The organism is Streptomyces sp. NPDC017676 (assembly GCF_044329325.1).
Lineage (GTDB): Bacteria > Actinomycetota > Actinomycetes > Streptomycetales > Streptomycetaceae > Streptomyces.
The window spans coordinates 59746-75639 of record NZ_JBIRJA010000017.1; the positions used below are offsets into that span (position 1 = coordinate 59746).

General features: G+C 71.3%; 16 protein-coding genes and 1 pseudogene. 11 read left to right on the top strand and 6 right to left on the bottom strand.

Going from position 1 to position 15894, the window contains the following annotated elements:
• Positions 1–70 precede the first annotated feature (70 nt).
• From ddaH to ACH4LD_RS31900, 4 genes and pseudogenes are all read left to right on the top strand, one after another.
• The gene (gene ddaH / locus ACH4LD_RS31885) at positions 71–937 is read left to right on the top strand and encodes a dimethylargininase (protein WP_398057702.1); all 867 of its coding nucleotides are present in this window, start codon (positions 71–73) and stop codon (positions 935–937) included.
• A 32-nt stretch (positions 938–969) separates the two neighbouring features.
• Complete coding sequence (locus ACH4LD_RS31890) at positions 970–1473, top strand: YbaK/EbsC family protein (RefSeq protein ID WP_398057701.1); 504 nt, start codon at positions 970–972, stop codon at positions 1471–1473.
• An 82-nt stretch (positions 1474–1555) separates the two neighbouring features.
• Positions 1556–2689 (top strand): DNA polymerase III subunit beta, encoded by a 1134-nt coding sequence (gene dnaN, locus ACH4LD_RS31895; protein ID WP_398057750.1) that lies wholly within the window; start codon positions 1556–1558, stop codon positions 2687–2689.
• Positions 2690–2871: 182 nt separating this feature from the next.
• A pseudogene (locus ACH4LD_RS31900) lies at positions 2872–3114 on the top strand (Uma2 family endonuclease); the annotation flags it as partial.
• 111 nt (positions 3115–3225) lie between these two features.
• Here the strand turns inward: ACH4LD_RS31900 and ychF are convergent.
• Positions 3226–4314: a redox-regulated ATPase YchF gene (ychF, locus tag ACH4LD_RS31905; protein ID WP_398057700.1), complete on the bottom strand. Its 1089-nt coding sequence runs from the start codon at positions 4312–4314 to the stop codon at positions 3226–3228.
• A 184-nt stretch (positions 4315–4498) separates the two neighbouring features.
• On the opposite strand from ychF, the gene ACH4LD_RS31910 reads away from it, so the two are divergent.
• On the top strand, positions 4499–5131 hold the full coding sequence (locus ACH4LD_RS31910) for a DUF6542 domain-containing protein (RefSeq protein WP_398057699.1): 633 nt from the start codon (positions 4499–4501) through the stop codon (positions 5129–5131).
• 96 nt (positions 5132–5227) lie between these two features.
• Here ACH4LD_RS31910 and ppgK read toward each other — a convergent pair whose 3' ends face one another.
• Both ppgK and ACH4LD_RS31920 read right to left on the bottom strand, forming a co-directional pair.
• Positions 5228–5974 (bottom strand): polyphosphate--glucose phosphotransferase, encoded by a 747-nt coding sequence (gene ppgK / locus ACH4LD_RS31915; RefSeq protein WP_132790588.1) that lies wholly within the window; start codon positions 5972–5974, stop codon positions 5228–5230.
• 29 nt (positions 5975–6003) lie between these two features.
• Positions 6004–7020 carry a 4-hydroxy-3-methylbut-2-enyl diphosphate reductase gene (locus ACH4LD_RS31920; RefSeq protein WP_398057698.1) on the bottom strand — a complete coding sequence of 339 codons (1017 nt, stop codon included), beginning with the start codon at positions 7018–7020 and terminating at the stop codon, positions 6004–6006.
• Positions 7021–7085: 65 nt separating this feature from the next.
• Here ACH4LD_RS31920 and ACH4LD_RS31925 point away from each other — a divergent pair, with 65 nt between their 5' ends.
• The 4 genes from ACH4LD_RS31925 to ACH4LD_RS31940 all read left to right on the top strand — a co-directional run bounded on the left by ACH4LD_RS31925 (position 7086) and on the right by ACH4LD_RS31940 (position 10794).
• Positions 7086–8453: an APC family permease gene (locus tag ACH4LD_RS31925; RefSeq protein WP_398057697.1), complete on the top strand. Its 1368-nt coding sequence runs from the start codon at positions 7086–7088 to the stop codon at positions 8451–8453.
• A 178-nt stretch (positions 8454–8631) separates the two neighbouring features.
• Positions 8632–9840, top strand: coding sequence for an exodeoxyribonuclease VII large subunit (gene xseA, locus ACH4LD_RS31930; RefSeq protein WP_132790582.1), 1209 nt, complete (start codon positions 8632–8634; stop codon positions 9838–9840).
• On the top strand, positions 9837–10070 hold the full coding sequence (locus ACH4LD_RS31935; RefSeq protein ID WP_132790580.1) for an exodeoxyribonuclease VII small subunit: 234 nt from the start codon (positions 9837–9839) through the stop codon (positions 10068–10070). Before xseA ends, ACH4LD_RS31935 begins: the two co-directional genes overlap by 4 nt.
• Before the next feature lie 133 nt (positions 10071–10203).
• Complete coding sequence (locus ACH4LD_RS31940; RefSeq protein ID WP_398057696.1) at positions 10204–10794, top strand: malonic semialdehyde reductase; 591 nt, start codon at positions 10204–10206, stop codon at positions 10792–10794.
• 139 nt (positions 10795–10933) lie between these two features.
• Here the strand turns inward: ACH4LD_RS31940 and ACH4LD_RS31945 are convergent, their stop codons facing one another.
• Positions 10934–11461 carry a DUF4245 domain-containing protein gene (locus ACH4LD_RS31945; protein ID WP_398057695.1) on the bottom strand — a complete coding sequence of 176 codons (528 nt, stop codon included), beginning with the start codon at positions 11459–11461 and terminating at the stop codon, positions 10934–10936.
• A gap of 127 nt (positions 11462–11588) precedes the next feature.
• Between ACH4LD_RS31945 and glpX the strand changes: the two genes are divergently transcribed.
• On the top strand, positions 11589–12623 hold the full coding sequence (gene glpX / locus ACH4LD_RS31950) for a class II fructose-bisphosphatase (RefSeq protein WP_103815792.1): 1035 nt from the start codon (positions 11589–11591) through the stop codon (positions 12621–12623).
• Positions 12624–12786: 163 nt separating this feature from the next.
• Here the strand turns inward: glpX and ACH4LD_RS31955 are convergent, their stop codons facing one another.
• Together ACH4LD_RS31955 and ACH4LD_RS31960 are read right to left on the bottom strand one after the other, a co-directional pair.
• Complete coding sequence (locus tag ACH4LD_RS31955; protein WP_103815793.1) at positions 12787–13161, bottom strand: WhiB family transcriptional regulator; 375 nt, start codon at positions 13159–13161, stop codon at positions 12787–12789.
• A gap of 124 nt (positions 13162–13285) precedes the next feature.
• Complete coding sequence (locus ACH4LD_RS31960) at positions 13286–13975, bottom strand: DUF1707 domain-containing protein (protein ID WP_398057694.1); 690 nt, start codon at positions 13973–13975, stop codon at positions 13286–13288.
• 144 nt (positions 13976–14119) lie between these two features.
• Between ACH4LD_RS31960 and ACH4LD_RS31965 the strand changes: the two genes are divergently transcribed.
• Positions 14120–15820 (top strand): fumarate hydratase, encoded by a 1701-nt coding sequence (locus ACH4LD_RS31965; RefSeq protein ID WP_398057693.1) that lies wholly within the window; start codon positions 14120–14122, stop codon positions 15818–15820.
• Positions 15821–15894 lie beyond the last annotated feature (74 nt).

Below are 15894 nucleotides of genomic sequence, written 5' to 3' on the forward strand. Positions count from 1 at the left end.
CCGTACCTCACCACCCCTGAGACCCGCCCGTACCTCATCACCCATGAGAAGAGCCGAAGGAGCAACAACCGTGCCGGTCACCGACACCATCGCACCCAGCGTCTCGACGCACCCGGCGGAGCAGCCCGCCCGCACCGCCACCCGCCGCAGGCTGCTGATGTGCCGGCCCCGGCACTACGACGTGACGTACTCGATCAACCCCTGGATGAACCCCGGCCGCAACACCGACACCATGCTCGCGGTGCGCCAGTGGGAGCAGTTGCGCGACCTCTACCTCGAACTGGGCCACACCATCGAGGAGATCAAGCCGGTCGAGGGGCTGCCCGACATGGTGTTCGCGGCCAACGGCGCCACCGTCGTCGACGGCAGGGTCTTCGGCGCCCGCTTCCGGCACGCCGAGCGCACCGCCGAGGGGCCCGCCTACCTGCGCTGGTTCGAGGAGCACGGCTACCAGGACGTGCTGTGGCCCGAACACATCAACGAGGGCGAGGGTGATCTCCTCACCGTCGGCCGCCGGATACTGGCCGGGACCGGCTTCCGCACCGACATCCGCGCCCACGCCGAGGCGCAGGAGTTCTTCGGGCTGCCGGTCACCTCGCTGACGCTGGTCAACCCGAGGCACTACCACCTGGACACCGCCCTCGCGGTCCTGTCCGACGACGAGATCATGTACTACCCCGACGCCTTCACACCCGGCAGCCAGGCCGTACTGCGGGCCCTGTTCCCGCACGCGGTGATCGCCACGGCGGAGGACGCCGCCGTCTTCGGGCTCAACGCCTTCTCCGACGGACGCCATGTGCTGCTGCCGACCGCGGCGAAGGGACTCCAGGCCCAGTTGCGTGCCCGTGGGTTCGAGCCGATCGGGGTCGAGCTCACCGAACTGCTCAAGGCGGGCGGCAGCGTCAAGTGCTGCACGCTGGAGCTGCGCGACCGCTGAGCCGCCGCCACCTCTCCCAGAAAAGGATCGCCATGTCCTCCGCGCTCGCGACTGCGGACAGCCGTACCCGCCTGCTCGACCTGCTCGCCAGGGGCGGCGCCCGCTACCGCCTGCTGAACCACGCGCCGCAGGGACGCACCGACCTGGCCAGCGCACTGCGCGGCCACCGCCTGGACCAGGCCGCGAAGAGCCTGGTCATCAGGGTGGCGCTGAGCAGCAAGCGGCGCCGGTACGTGATCGCGGTGGTGCCCGGGGACCGCAGGGTCGACCTGCCCGCGCTCACCGCGCTGTACGCGGGCCGGGAGGCGTCCTTCGCGGCGCGGGAGGTCGCCGAGCGGCTGACGGGCTGCGTCAGCGGCTGCATCATGCCGTTGAGCTTCGACCCGGAACTGGAGGTGGTCGCCGACCCGGCCCTCCTCACGCACGAGGAGATCTTCTTCAACGCGGGGCGCCTCGACGAGTCGGTGGCGCTGCGCACGGCCTGCTACCGCACGCTGGTCGCGCCCCGCGTGGCCGCGATAACGAGCGCCCCCTGAAGGGCCGTTGGTCCGCGGGCGTTGTCAGTGGCGACCTGTAGCGTGCGCGGATCAACGGCTTCGACGTGTGGGGGACGTGCTGATGGAGTTCCGGATCGAGCGGGGTGCTCTCGCGGACGCCGTGGGGTGGGCAGCCAAGTCGCTGCCCACCCGTTCGCCCGTGCCCGTGCTGGGCGGGTTGATGCTGGACGCCCGGGAGGGGCGGCTGCGCATCTCCGGTTTCGACTACGAGGCTTCCGCCGACATCGAGGTGCCGGCGAAGACCCCGGTACCCGGTCAGGTGCTCGTGCCCGGGCGCCGGCTGCTCGACATCTGCCGGGTGCTGCCCGACGCGATGGTGCGGTGCGCGCTGGAGGGTGCGCGCTTCACGATGGACGGGGGCGGTACGCGCTTCGGGCTGTCGACGCTGCCCGCGCAGGAGTACCCGGCGCTGCCCGCGCTTCCGGCCTGTCGCGGAGTGGTGGACGCGGCCGAGCTCGCCGCCGCCGTCGGACAGGTCGTGATCGCGGCCGGCCGCGACGACACGCTCCCGGTGCTCACGGGGATCCAGGTGCGGCTGGACGGCGAGTCGATGACGCTGGCCGCCTCGGACCGGTACCGCTACGCCGTGCGCACGCTGTCCTGGCAACCCGGGGAGGCCGCCTCCGAGGCCGTGGAGGTGGTGGTACCCGGCCGCAGGCTGACCGAGATCTCCCGTTCGCTGGCGAAGTCCGGACCGATCCGTGTCGGACTGAACGGCTCGGGTGGCGGCCTGATCTCGTTCGAGGGAGCCGGGATGCGTACGACGCTGCGGCTGCTGGAAGGACGGCTGCCGCGCTACGACAAGCTGTTCACGCTGGACAGCCCGGCAGTCGCGGTCGCACGGCGTGAGCCGCTCGCCGACGCGGTCCGCCGTGTCGCGGTCGTCGCCGAGCCCGACAGCCCCATCCGGCTCGACTTCTCCGCCCAGGGCACCACCGTCCTGCTGCAGGCGGGGTACGAGGACGACATCGCTTCCCAGCGGCTCGCGGCCACGCTGCAGGGCGCCGACGACATGACGGTCGCCTTCAACCCGGCGTACCTGCTGGAAGCCCTCGCTTCCTTCAACGCCCCACAGATCCGCTTCGAGCTCCTGGGCCCCGGCCAGCGGGCAATGCTGAGCGGCGTGCCGGACACGGACCACGCGGCACAGGAGGACCACCGCCATCTGCTGATGTCGGTGCGCCAGTTGAGCTGACGCAAGAGGCTCGATGGTCATCCAGCGCCTGATCGGCGAAGGGGCCGGGCTCCGCAGGGCCCGGCCCCTTCAGACCGCACCCTCGATCAGCCATCCGACGCGCGGCCTGTCACGGAGGAGCCGCCCCACGCCGTACACGGGTACCCGGCCCACCGCCCCCACGGGCGCTACCGTGAAGCCTCGTGATGTCGCCCCGGCGGTCCTGGCACGGCCGTCTCGTCACTGGCCTGACCACCACGCTGATGGCGCAGGCGCCGGTCGGCGTAGAGGTCGAGCGGGAGATGACGATCGGCCTCGATGCGCGCAACCGTCCCGAGCCGGACCTCCTGCTGACGGACCTGCCGTACGACCCCGACCGTACCTGGTACGCCCCCGAACACGTGAGCCTCGTCGTCGAGATCGTCTCCCCCGAGTCGGCCCACCGTGTCGACCTCGACAAGCTCACACCTCCCCGGAGCGGCTGAACCCGCGGTGCGGACACGCAAAGGCCGCCCGACCCGCTCCCCGGCAGGTCGGACGGCCCCTCACCGCACGTGTCAGACGTTGAACCTGAACTCCACCACGTCCCCGTCCTGCATCACATAGTCCTTGCCCTCCATGCGGGCCTTGCCCTTGGCACGGGCCTCGGCTACCGAGCCGGTCTCGACCAGGTCGTCGAAGGAGATGACCTCGGCCTTGATGAAGCCCTTCTGGAAGTCGGTGTGGATGACACCGGCCGCCTCGGGGGCCGTCGCGCCCTTCTTGATGGTCCAGGCGCGGGACTCCTTGGGGCCGGCCGTCAGGTAGGTCTGGAGGCCGAGGGTGTCGAAGCCGACCCGGGCGAGGGTGGCGAGGCCGGGCTCGTCCTGGCCGACGGACTGGAGGAGCTCCAGGGCCTCCTCCTCGTCCAGCTCGGCGAGGTCGGCCTCCAGCTTGGCGTTGAGGAAGATCGCCTCGGCGGGGGCGACCAGGGCGCGCTGCTCGTTCTTGAACTCCTCGTCCACCAGCTCGTCCTCGTCCACGTTGAAGACGTAGAGGAAGGGCTTGGTGGTGAGCAGGTGCAGGTCATGCAGGAGCTCGGCCCGCTCGCTGCCCTGGACGATGCCGTGCGCGAAGAGCGTGTCACCCTTCTCCAGGATCTCCTTGGCCTCCTCGACGGCCTTGACCTTGGGCGCCATGTCCTTCTTGATCCGCGACTCCTTCTGCAGGCGCGGCAGGACCTTCTCGATGGTCTGGAGGTCGGCGAGGATCAGCTCGGTGTTGATCGTCTCGATGTCGTCCTTCGGCGAGACCTTGCCGTCGACGTGGACGACGTTCTCGTCCTTGAAGGCGCGGATGACCTGGCAGATCGCGTCGGACTCGCGGATGTTCGCGAGGAACTTGTTGCCCAGACCCTCGCCCTCGGAGGCACCGCGCACGATGCCGGCGATGTCGACGAAGTCGACCGTGGCCGGAAGGATGCGCTCCGACTTGAAGATCGAGGCGAGCTTGGCGAGGCGGCCGTCGGGCACGCCGACGACGCCGACGTTCGGCTCGATCGTGGCGAACGGGTAGTTGGCCGCCAGCACGTCGTTCTTGGTCAGGGCGTTGAACAGGGTCGACTTGCCGACATTGGGCAGGCCGACGATTCCGATCGTGAGCGACACGTTGCGACTTCCCGTAGTGAGTGGGCCAGGGGCTGCCAGGGGCCAGAGACCGACACTGGCCGATCCACCAGTTTACGGCGTCCCGCGCGCCCGCCTCACGACAGCGGTGATCGCCCGGCCAAGCTCTGGCCATCGGCGTGTCTCGCGGCCGATTCGGCACATAAACAGACCTAGGTTGGTCCCTGTGGAGCAATACGGATCGCGACCCCCGAACGACGGACCGCGACGTGGCACGCCCCCGTCGGCCCCGCTGCCGGCGCAGGGACGGCGCCGTGTGGACGGCGAGCGCGGACCCGGCGAGCGCGGACCCGACGGCGTCCGGCGTGGACCCGGCGGCGTCCGGCGTGGGCCCGGCGCTGTGCGTCGGCCCGCTGCCGGTGGCGGCCGGACCGCGCGGCCGGTGCCGGAAGCGCGGCCCGCTGCGGCCGGCGGACCGCTGCCCAACCCGCGGCTGACCGGGCTCGGCAGCGGCCTGTTCTGCCTCGCGGCCATGTTCCTGCTCGGCTGGCTGGACCAGCTGCTGTTCGGCGCCTCCCCGACGGCCTACGGCGTGCTGTTCCTGCCGGTGTGCGTGCTGACCGCGCTGTGGGTGCGCGAGGGGGACGTGCTGACCGCGCCCGTCGTCGTACCGATCGCGTTCGCCGTCGGGCTGCTGCCGGTCGCCGAGGACGGCGGGGGGCTGCTCGGCCGCCTGATGGGGCTGGTCACCGGGCTCGCCACCCAGGCGGGCTGGCTGTACGCGGGGACGCTCGCCGCCGGGGTGATCGTGCTCGTCCGCCGGGTGCGGTGGGTACGACGGCGCCGGCGCCGGAGCTGACGCCGGCACCGCCCCCGACGGCCAGGGCCTCTCGTTCGGATCATGCCGGGCTCGCGGGCCCTGCCACCTGATCCGGCCTGATCCAAAGGAAAGACCCTAGGCGCGCTGGGCCGCTCTCATCGCCGCGCCCACGATCCCCGCGTTGTTCTCCAGCTGGGCGGGGACGATCTCGGCCTTGACGCCCTCGATGAGGTGCAGGAACTTGTTCGCCTTGCGGCTGACCCCGCCGCCGATGATGAACAGCTCCGGCGAGAACAGCATCTCCACGTGGGCCAGGTACTTCTGGACGCGGTGCGCCCACTGCTCCCAGCTGAGGTCGTGGTCCTCCTTGGCCTTGCTGGAGGCGCGCTTCTCGGCGTCGTGGCCGTCCAGCTCCAGGTGGCCCAGCTCGGTGTTGGGGAGCAGGGCGCCGTCCACGAAGACGGCGCTGCCGATGCCCGTGCCGAAGGTGAGCAGGACGACCGTGCCCTTGCGGCCCCGGCCGGCGCCGAACTCCATCTCGGCGACGCCCGCCGCGTCCGCGTCGTTGACCACGGTCACCGGCAGGCCGCCGAGCCGGCCGCTGAACAACGCGCGCGCGTCCGTGTCGATCCAGCTCTTGTCGACGTTCGCCGCCGTACGGACCGTGGCGCCGCCGGTGACCACGCCGGGGAAGGTCAGGCCGACCGGGCCCGTCCATCCGAAGTGGTCCACCACCTGTTTCACCCCGTCCGCCACGCCCTCGGGCGTCGCCGGGTGCGGGGTGAGCACCTTGCAGCGCTCCTGGGCCAGGTCGCCCCGGTCCAGATCCACTGGGGCGCCCTTGATGCCGGATCCGCCGATGTCCACGCCGAAGATCTGCATGGCACCACGTTACGACGGACCACCGACGGTCACGCCACGGAGGTGCCGCTTCCGCCACGCTCGGCGACCAGGGCCGCAGCCTCCTCGCGCAGGTCGCGGCGGAGTTCCTTGGGCAGCGAGAAGGTGATCGACTCCTCGGCGGCCTTGACGATCTCCACGTCGCCGTAACCGCGCTCGGCGAGCCACTGGAGGACCTGCTCGACCAGCACGTCGGGCACGGAGGCGCCGGAGGTGACGCCGACGGTCGTCACGCCCTCCAGCCAGGCCTCGTCGATCTCGTCGGCGAAGTCCACCAGGTAGGCCTCGCGGGCGCCGGCGAGCTTGGCGACCTCGACCAGCCGCTTGGAGTTGGAGGAGTTGCGCGAGCCGACGACGATGACCAGCTCGGCCTCGGCGCCCATCTGCTTCACGGCGAGCTGGCGGTTCTGCGTGGCGTAGCAGATGTCGTCGCTGGGCGGGGAGACGAGACCGGGGAACTTCGTCTTCAGGGCGTCGACGGTCTCCATGGTCTCGTCCACGGAGAGGGTGGTCTGGGAGAGCCAGACGACCTTGGACGGGTCGCGGACCTCGACCTTGGCGACGTCCTCGGGGCCGTCGACGAGCTGGATGTGGTCGGGGGCCTCGCCGAAGGTGCCGATGACCTCCTCGTGGCCCTCGTGGCCGATCAGGAGGATGTCGTAGTCCTCCTTGGCGTACCGGACGGCTTCCTTGTGGACCTTGGTGACCAGGGGGCAGGTGGCGTCGATGGTGGCGAGCCGGCCCTGGCGGGCCTCCTCGTGCACCACGGGGGCGACGCCGTGCGCGGAGAACATGACGATGTTGCCGGGCGGCACCTCCTCCGTCCGCTCGACGAAGATCGCGCCCTTCTTCTCCAGGGTCTGCACGACGTACTTGTTGTGGACGATCTCGTGCCGGACGTAGATCGGGGCCCCGTACTGTTCCAGGGCCTTCTCGACGGCGATCACGGCGCGGTCCACGCCGGCGCAGTAGCCCCGGGGGGCGGCGAGCAGGACACGGCGGCCAGAGGAAGCGGTCATGGGTCCCATCGTAAGGCCGGGTCCGGGGGCGCCGGGATCGCGTGCCGACGGTCGCGCGGGGAAGACTTGGGCGTATGTCCGACACCGGAACGACAACCTCCACCGCTGACGCGCACCAGCGGTTGCGGCGCAGCCTCGGCCTGCGGGACCTCGTGGTCTACGGGCTGCTGTTCATCGCGCCGATGGCACCGGTCGGGGTGTTCGGCACGCTCGACGCGAAGTCGCACGGCGCGGTGGCGCTGGTGTACGTGGTGGCCACGGTCGCCATGGCGTTCACCGCTTTCAGCTACGCGCAGATGGTGCGGGTCGTACCGCAGGCCGGGTCGGTCTTCGCGTACGCGCGCGCGGGACTCGGGAACGGGGCCGGGTTCGTCGCGGGCTGGATGGCGATGCTCGACTATGTGCTCATCCCGGCGGTGGCCTACCTCTTCTCCGGCATCGCGATGAACGCGCTGGTCCCCGAGGTGTCCCGGTGGGTGTGGACGGCGCTGGCCGTGGTCGTCACCACGCTCCTCAACCTGTGGGGCGTACGGGCCGCCGCGCGCGTGGGCTTCCTCGTGCTGGTTCTGGAGATCGTGGTCCTGCTGGTGTTCGTGGTGTCGGCGGTCGTGGTGCTGGCACGGGACGGGGCGCAGCGGGGGGTGCTGTCGCCGCTGACCGGGGACGGCTCGCAGGGCGCGTTCGCGCTGTCGGCGGTGATCGGCGCGGTGTCCGTCGCGGTCCTGTCCTACCTGGGGTTCGACGCGATCGCCGCGTTCGCCGAGGAGGTCACCGGGGGCTCGGCGAAGGTGGCGCGGGCGCTGCTGTTCTGCCTGGCGCTGGCCGGGGTGCTGTTCGTCGCGCAGACCTACCTGGTCGCGCTGCTGGAGCCGACGACGTCCGCGCAGCTCGCGGACGATCCCGGGAGGCAGGGTTCGGCCTTCTACGACGCGGTGGACTCCGCCGTCGGGACGTGGCTGCACGATCTGGTGGCCGCGAGCAAGGCGATCGGGGCGGCGTTCGCGGCGCTGGCGGGGCAGGCGGCGGCCGGGCGGCTGCTGTTCGCGATGGGCCGCGACCGGAGGCTGCCGCGGGCCCTGTCCCGGACGGACGGCGGTGTGCCGCGGGTGGCCCTGCTGTGCGCGGCGGTGATCACGCTGGTCGCGGCCGGGTGGGCGGCGCGGCGGGACGACGGCCTGGACAAGCTGGTGTCGGTGGTGGACATCGGGGCCCTGTCCGCGTTCACGCTGCTGCACGCGAGCGTGGTGGGGTATTTCGTGGTGCGGCACGGGCCGTGGAGCTGGTGGCGGCACGTGCTGGTCCCGGTGCTCGGCGCGGCGATCACGGTGGCGGTGATCGTGGAGGCGGCGGGGGTCGCGCAGGTGGTGGGCACGGTGTGGCTGGTGACCGGCTTGCTGGTGCTGGTGGGCCAGCGGGGCCGTCGGGAAGCGTCGGCCGGCTGACCGGCGCCCGGAGGGGCGCGGGGAACCGCGCGGTCAGCCGCGCCGCGGACGGAAGGGTCAGCCGGGACGGCGCCGGCGGACGGGAACGGTCAGCCGCTACGGCGCCGGCGGACGGAAACGGTCCGCGGTCCTACGGTCCGTAGCCGGGCTGTCGGTGGTGACCACTACGCTCGGCGCCATGGCTGTGAACACGTCTCCCGAGACCCCGCTCCCCGTGGGCGAGGTCTCACGGCTGATCGGCGGCTGGATCGACCGGCTCGGCGCGGTGTGGGTCGAGGGGCAGATCACGCAGCTGTCCCGCCGCCCCGGCGCCGGCGTCGTGTTCCTGACGCTGCGCGACCCGTCGTACGACATCTCCGTGAGTGTCACCTGCTACCGCCAGGTCTTCGACGCGGTCGCGGACGTCGTCGGGGAGGGCGCCCGTGTCGTCGTCCTGGCGAAGCCCGAGTGGTACGCCCCCCGTGGCCAGCTGTCCCTGCGCGCCGCCGAGATGAGGCCGGTCGGCGTCGGCGAGCTGCTGGCCCGGCTGGAGCAGCTGAAGAAGGCCCTCGCCGCCGAGGGCCTGTTCGCGCCGGAGCGGAAGAAGCCGCTGCCGTTCCTGCCGCAGCTCATCGGGCTGGTGTGCGGCCGGGCCTCCGCCGCGGAGCGGGACGTGCTGGAGAACGCCCGGCACCGCTGGCCCGCCGTCCGGTTCGAGGTGCGCAACGTCCCGGTGCAGGGGGTGCACGCGGTGCCACAGGTCGTGCAGGCGGTGAAGGAGCTCGACGCCGTCGACGAGGTGGACGTGATCATCGTCGCGCGCGGCGGCGGCAGCGTGGAGGACCTGCTGCCCTTCTCCGACGAACAGCTGGTGCGGGCCGTGGCCGAGTGCCGTACGCCCGTGGTGTCCGCGATCGGGCACGAGCCGGACAATCCGCTGCTGGACCACGTCGCCGACCTGCGGGCCTCCACGCCGACCGACGCGGCGAAGAAGGTCGTCCCGGACGTCGGTGAGGAGCTGGAGCGGGTGCGGATGCTGCGGGACCGGGCGCGGCGCTGCGTGAACGCGTATGTGGAGCGGGAGGAGCGGGGGCTGGCGCATGCGCTGGCGCGGCCCTCGATAGAGGATCCGCACCGGATGATCGACGAGCGGGCCGACCATGTGGCCGCGCTCCTCGACCGGGGGCGGCGGACCCTGGGGCATCTGCTGGACCGCGCGGAATCGGAGCTGACGCACACGCACGCCCGGGTGGTGGCCCTCTCCCCCGCGGCGACGCTCCAGCGCGGTTACGCGGTGCTGCAACGGGCGGACGGGCACGTGGTGCGCGATCCGGCCGAGGTGACGGCGGGCGAGGCGCTGCGCGCCCGTGTCGCCGAGGGTGATTTCACAGTGAAGGTGAGCGAATGACGAGCAAGGTGGACGAGGCGCTGTCGTACGAGCAGGCGCGCGACGAGCTGATCGAGGTCGTACGGCGGCTGGAGGCGGGCGGTACGTCGCTGGAGGAGTCGCTGGCGCTGTGGGAGCGCGGCGAGGAGCTGGCCAAGGTGTGCCGGCGCTGGCTGGAGGGCGCCCGGGCCCGGCTGGACGCGGCGCTGGCCGAGGAGGAGGAAGGGGAGGCGGGGGAGGACGGCGAGTAGGGGCCGGCGCCGGGTTGTGAAGCGAGTCACCGCACCCCCGATTTAGTTGAAGATTAAACCTCACCTGTCGTAGGGTCGGTGACGTCAGCCGGTCCGGCACCCCGGGCCGGACGCGCCCCTGAGGAAAGTCACCATGTCTCTCGTTCTTGACCCCGCCGCCCAGGACCTGCTGTTCCGCGAGGCCCGTACCGCGAACACCTTCACCGACGAGCCGGTGACCGAGGAGCAGGTGCAGGCGATCTACGACCTGGTCAAGTACGGCCCCACCGCCTTCAACCAGACCCCGCTGCGCATCACCCTGGTCCGCTCGGCCGAGGCCCGTGAGCGCCTGGTGCAGCACATGGCCGAGGGCAACCGGGCCAAGACCGCCAGCGCGCCGCTGGTCGCGATCCTCTCCGCGGACAACGAGTTCCACGAGGAGCTGCCGGCCCTGTTCCCGGCCTTCCCGCAGGCCAAGGACGTCTTCTTCGCCGAGCGCGCGGCCCGTGAGGGCTCCGCCACGCTGAACGCCGCGCTCCAGGCCGCCTACTTCATCGTCGGCGTCCGCGCCGCCGGCCTCGCCGCCGGCCCGATGACCGGCTTCGACCACGAGGGCGTCCGCAAGGAGTTCCTGGACGACGACCACACCCCGCTGATGGTCGTCAACATCGGCAAGCCGGGCCCCGACGCCTGGTACCCGCGCTCCCCGCGCCTGGCCTACGAGGACGTCGTCACGACCGTCTGAGCCACACGGGCACGGACAAGAGCCCCGCGCGCACGCGAAGAGGCCCCCAGCACCGCCGGGGGCCTCTTCGCGTGTCCTCGTACGCGCGGGGAGTACGCGGGGGGAGTACGCGCGGGGAGTACGCGCGGGAACCGGGCGGTCACCCCATCTTCAGCGCCGCCGCCATCGTCCTCAGCTCCTCGGCGGAGCCGGTGCCGGCCACCACCGTCGTGGAGCCGGGGGTGTCCATGAGCACCAGGGCGTCGTACCGGCCGCCGCTGTAGCGGGTCCAGGTACGGCCGTCGATCTCCTCGGTCCGCTCGGTCGCCGACGCGCCCTGGCTGGCCTGGTCGATGAAGTCGGCGGGCTTCTGCGTGGACTGCTCGACCTGGACGTACTGGCCGTCCGGGGTCTGGAAGCCCAGGTGCCAGCGGTCGGACTTCTCGCCCTGGAAGCGTACGGAGGTCGCCTTCCAGGTACTCGGCAGACCCTCGGGCGCGGCCACCGGGTAGCTCGCCGCCCGGCGGGCCGTGACCAGTTCGACCCGGTAGTCGACCCGCTTGAGGTCGGGAGCGTGATCGTCGTGCGGGATGGCGATGAAGTAGACGACCAATCCCACGATGCTGATCACGACCAGGGAGAGAATCATGTCCCGGGCCGTCTTCTGCCTGCCGTTCGAACCTGCCACGCCCCCTATCGTCGCAGGTGCCGCAAGCGCTCATCCGTGGGGTCCCCTGCTCATTTTGTCTGCCTAACGATAGAGTCGGGTCGAAGACCCTCACCCGGCCGTCGTCGTATCAGAAAGGTGCGCTCCGATGACCGAAAGCCACCACCTGCCGTCCGAGCTGGACGTCCCTTCCGAGGCTCCCGACCGCAACCTCGCCCTGGAACTCGTCCGGGTGACCGAAGCCGCCGCGATGGCCGCGGGCCGCTGGGTCGGGCGCGGTGACAAGAACGGCGCCGACGGTGCCGCGGTGCGCGCCATGCGGACCCTGGTCTCCACCGTGTCGATGAACGGCGTGGTCGTCATCGGCGAGGGCGAGAAGGACGAGGCCCCGATGCTCTTCAACGGGGAGCACGTGGGCGACGGCACCGGTCCGGAGGTCGACATCGCCGTCGACCCGATCGACGGCACCACGCTGACGGCCAAGGGCATGCCGAACGCGATCGCCGTCCTCGCCGCCGCCGAGCGCGGCGCGATGTTCGACCCGTCCGCCGTGTTCTACATGGACAAGCTGGTCACCGGCCCCGACGCGGCGGACTTCGTCGACATCAACGCGCCCGTGGCGGTGAACATCCGGCGGATCGCCAAGGCCAAGCGCTCCTCGCCGGAGGACGTGACCGTCGTCATCCTGGACCGGCCGCGGCACGAGGGCCTGATCCGCGAGGTCCGTGACGCCGGCGCGCGCATCAAGCTCATCTCCGACGGCGACGTGGCCGGCTCGGTGTACGCGCTGCGCGAGGGCACCGGCGTCGACCTGCTGCTCGGCATCGGCGGCACCCCGGAGGGCATCATCTCGGCCTGTGCCGTGAAGTGCCTGGGCGGGACCATCCAGGGCAAGCTGTGGCCGAAGGACGACGAGGAGCGGCAGCGGGCGATCGACGCGGGGCACGATCTGGACCGGGTGCTCACGACGGACGACCTGGTGTCCGGGGAGAACGTGTTCTTCGTCGCCACCGGGATCACCGACGGGGAGCTGCTGCGGGGGGTGCGGTACCGGTCGGAGACCGCGCTGACCGAGTCGATCGTGATGCGGTCGAAGTCGGGGACGGTGCGGAGGATCTTCTCCGAGCACCGGCTGAGCAAGCTGCGGGCCTACAGCGCGATCGACTTCGACCGGGCGAAGTAAGGGCGCCTGCTCGCGGGGGGCGCGTGGAGCGCCGACGGCCGCGGGTCGCCCGTGGTCGCTCGCGCGGTTCCCCGCGCCCTTGGTGGGAAGCGCCCCCGGTGGGGAAGCTCCCTCGGTGGGGAAGCGCCCTCGGTGCGGAGAGGGCGCTCCTCACCTGTGTGTTTCAGCCCGCCATACGGTCGGCCGCCGCCCGCGCCGTCTTCTTCAGTTCCAGTTCCCTGCGACGGCGCCTCGCCAGGACCACCCGGCGTTCGGCCGCCGTGAGGCCGCCCCAGACGCCGTAGGGCTCGGGCTGGAGGAGTGCGTGTTCGCGGCACTCGACCATGACCGGGCAGCGGGAGCAGACCCGCTTGGCCGCCTCTTCGCGGGACAGCCGGGCGGCGGTCGGTTCCTTCGACGGGGCGAAGAACAGGCCGGCCTCGTCGCGCCGGCACACCGCCTCGGTGTGCCAGGGGGCGTCTTGGTCCCTGTCCCGCGTCGGCACCCGCTGGGCCGGAACGGCAGCGACCTGCAGGGACGAATGCGGCGGTTGCAGCACGGTCTACTCCTGACGACGGCTTCGCGAGCGAGAGACGATGCAGCAAGGCCTACCCGCTGTGCGCGCGCCTATGCACAGCGTTCCCGTCCGTCGGCGCGCGCTGCGGCCGTACACGCCCCCGGGGTCAGTGCCCCAGGTGTCTGCGCAGCTTGCGGTCCACCTTGTCCTGGACGCGTTCGAGGATGTCCGCCACGCGCCTGCCCCGCTTGGGCCGCGCCTCGACGTTGCCGAGGACGGCCCAGCCGTCGACGTAGACCACCGGCGCGTCGGAGTCGACCGAGTCCAGCGGGCTCACCTCGAAGTTGCCGAGCACGCCACCGCCGGTGCCGCGCAGCGAGATGTTCTCCGGGACGCGGATCTGGACGTCGCCGAAGACGGAGACCGCCTTGATGACCACCTGCTGGTACTCGAAGATCGCCTCGCTGAGGTCGATCTCGACGCTGCCGAAGACCGCGTACGCGTGCAGCCGGCGCCCGGCCCGCCAGCGGCCCCGGCGCATGGCGCTGCTGAACACCGCCACCACGTTCGCGTCGGCCTCCACCGGGATCGCGCCCGGGGTGGGCCGGGGCGGCACCGGCGTGTACGCGGGGGCGGCGGGGCGCTGGTGGGCGGCCGGCAGGTCCCGGATGAAGACCTCCAGCTCACCCACCGTCTTGGCGTGCAGCACCCCGTCCACGCGCTCGGCGTGCTCGTCGGCGGTCAGCCGGCCCTCGGCCAGGGCCTCGCGGAGGATGTCGGCGACCCGGTCGCGATCCGCGTCGGAGGCGCGCAGCTCGGTGGCGGGTGTGGGTGCGGTCTGCTTCTGAAGGTCCACGACGGCAGCGTACCCAAACACGATAGATCGCGACACCCCTGACTGAGCCTTACCTCACAGGTTCGCCGTCGGCGGCAGGTTCTACCCTGGACAGGCTCGCCAGCGTCGGCGGGCGCCGTCCGTCAGAGTGAGGAATGGGCTGAGATGCCGCGCACTTCCCCCCCGCCCCGCCCAGCGTTCGAGTACACCGATCTGCTCCCCCAGGGAGAGGACACCACGCCGTACCGCCTGGTGACGTCCGAGGGCGTCTCCACGGTCGAGGGGCCCGACGGGCGGACGTTCCTCAAGGTGGAGCCGGAGGCGCTGCGCAAGCTGGCCGAGGAGGCCATCCACGACATCCAGCACTACCTGCGCCCGGCCCACCTCGCCCAGCTCCGCCGGATCATCGACGACCCGGAGGCGTCGGCCAACGACAAGTTCGTCGCCCTGGACCTGCTGAGGAACGCGAACATCGCGGCGGCCGGCGTGCTCCCGATGTGCCAGGACACCGGCACCGCGATCGTCATGGGCAAGCGCGGCCAGAACGTGCTGACGGCCGGCGAGGACGAGAAGCACCTGTCCCACGGCATCCACGACGCCTACACCAGGCTGAACCTGCGCTACTCGCAGATGGCTCCGCTCACCATGTGGGAGGAGAGGAACACCGGCTCCAACCTGCCGGCCCAGATCGAGCTGTACGCCACCGACGGCGGCGCCTACAAGTTCCTGTTCATGGCGAAGGGCGGCGGCAGCGCCAACAAGTCCTTCCTGTACCAGGAGACCAAGGCCGTCCTGAACGAGTCCTCCATGATGAAGTTCCTGGAGGAGAAGATCCGCTCGCTGGGTACGGCCGCCTGCCCGCCGTACCACCTGGCGATCGTCGTCGGCGGCACCAGCGCCGAGTACGCGCTGAAGACCGCGAAGTACGCCTCCGCCCACTACCTGGACAACCTGCCCGCCGAGGGCTCGCCGCTCGGCCACGGCTTCCGGGACAAGGAGCTGGAGGAGAAGGTCTTCGAGCTGACCCAGAAGATCGGCATCGGCGCGCAGTTCGGCGGCAAGTACTTCTGCCACGACGTCCGCGTGGTCCGTCTGCCCCGGCACGGCGCGTCCTGCCCGGTCGCGATCGCCGTCTCCTGCTCCGCCGACCGCCAGGCGGTCGCGAAGATCACCGCCGAGGGCGTCTTCCTGGAGCAGCTGGAGACCGACCCGGCGCGCTTCCTGCCGGACACCACGGACGAGCACCTCGACGAGTCCTCCGACGTGGTGAAGATCGACCTCAACCAGCCGATGGACACGATCCTCGCCGAGCTGACCAAGTACCCGGTGAAGACCCGCCTGTCGCTGACCGGCCCGCTGGTCGTGGCCCGCGACATCGCGCACGTCAAGATCAAGGAGCGGCTGGACGCGGGCGAGGAGATGCCGCAGTACCTGAAGGACCACCCCGTGTACTACGCCGGCCCGGCGAAGACGCCCGAGGGCTACGCCTCCGGTTCCTTCGGCCCGACCACGGCCGGCCGCATGGACTCCTACGTGGAGCAGTTCCAGGCGGCGGGCGGCTCGAAGGTGATGCTCGCCAAGGGCAACCGCAGCAAGCAGGTCACCGACGCGTGCGCCGCCCACGGCGGTTTCTATCTCGGCTCCATCGGCGGCCCGGCCGCCCGTCTCGCCCAGGACTGCATCAAGAAGGTGGAGGTCCTGGAGTACGAGGAGCTGGGCATGGAGGCGGTCTGGAAGATCGAGGTCGAGGACTTCCCGGCGTTCATCGTGGTGGACGACAAGGGGAACGACTTCTTCACCGACCCGGCCCCGCAGCCGACGTTCACGTCGATCCCGGTCCGGGGGCCGGGCCTGTCCCTGGACTGAGCCACGACGAGGCCTGAACCCGCGTGAAGGGGCCCCGGATCTCCTCCGGGGCCCCCTTCACGTCAACGTGGGTC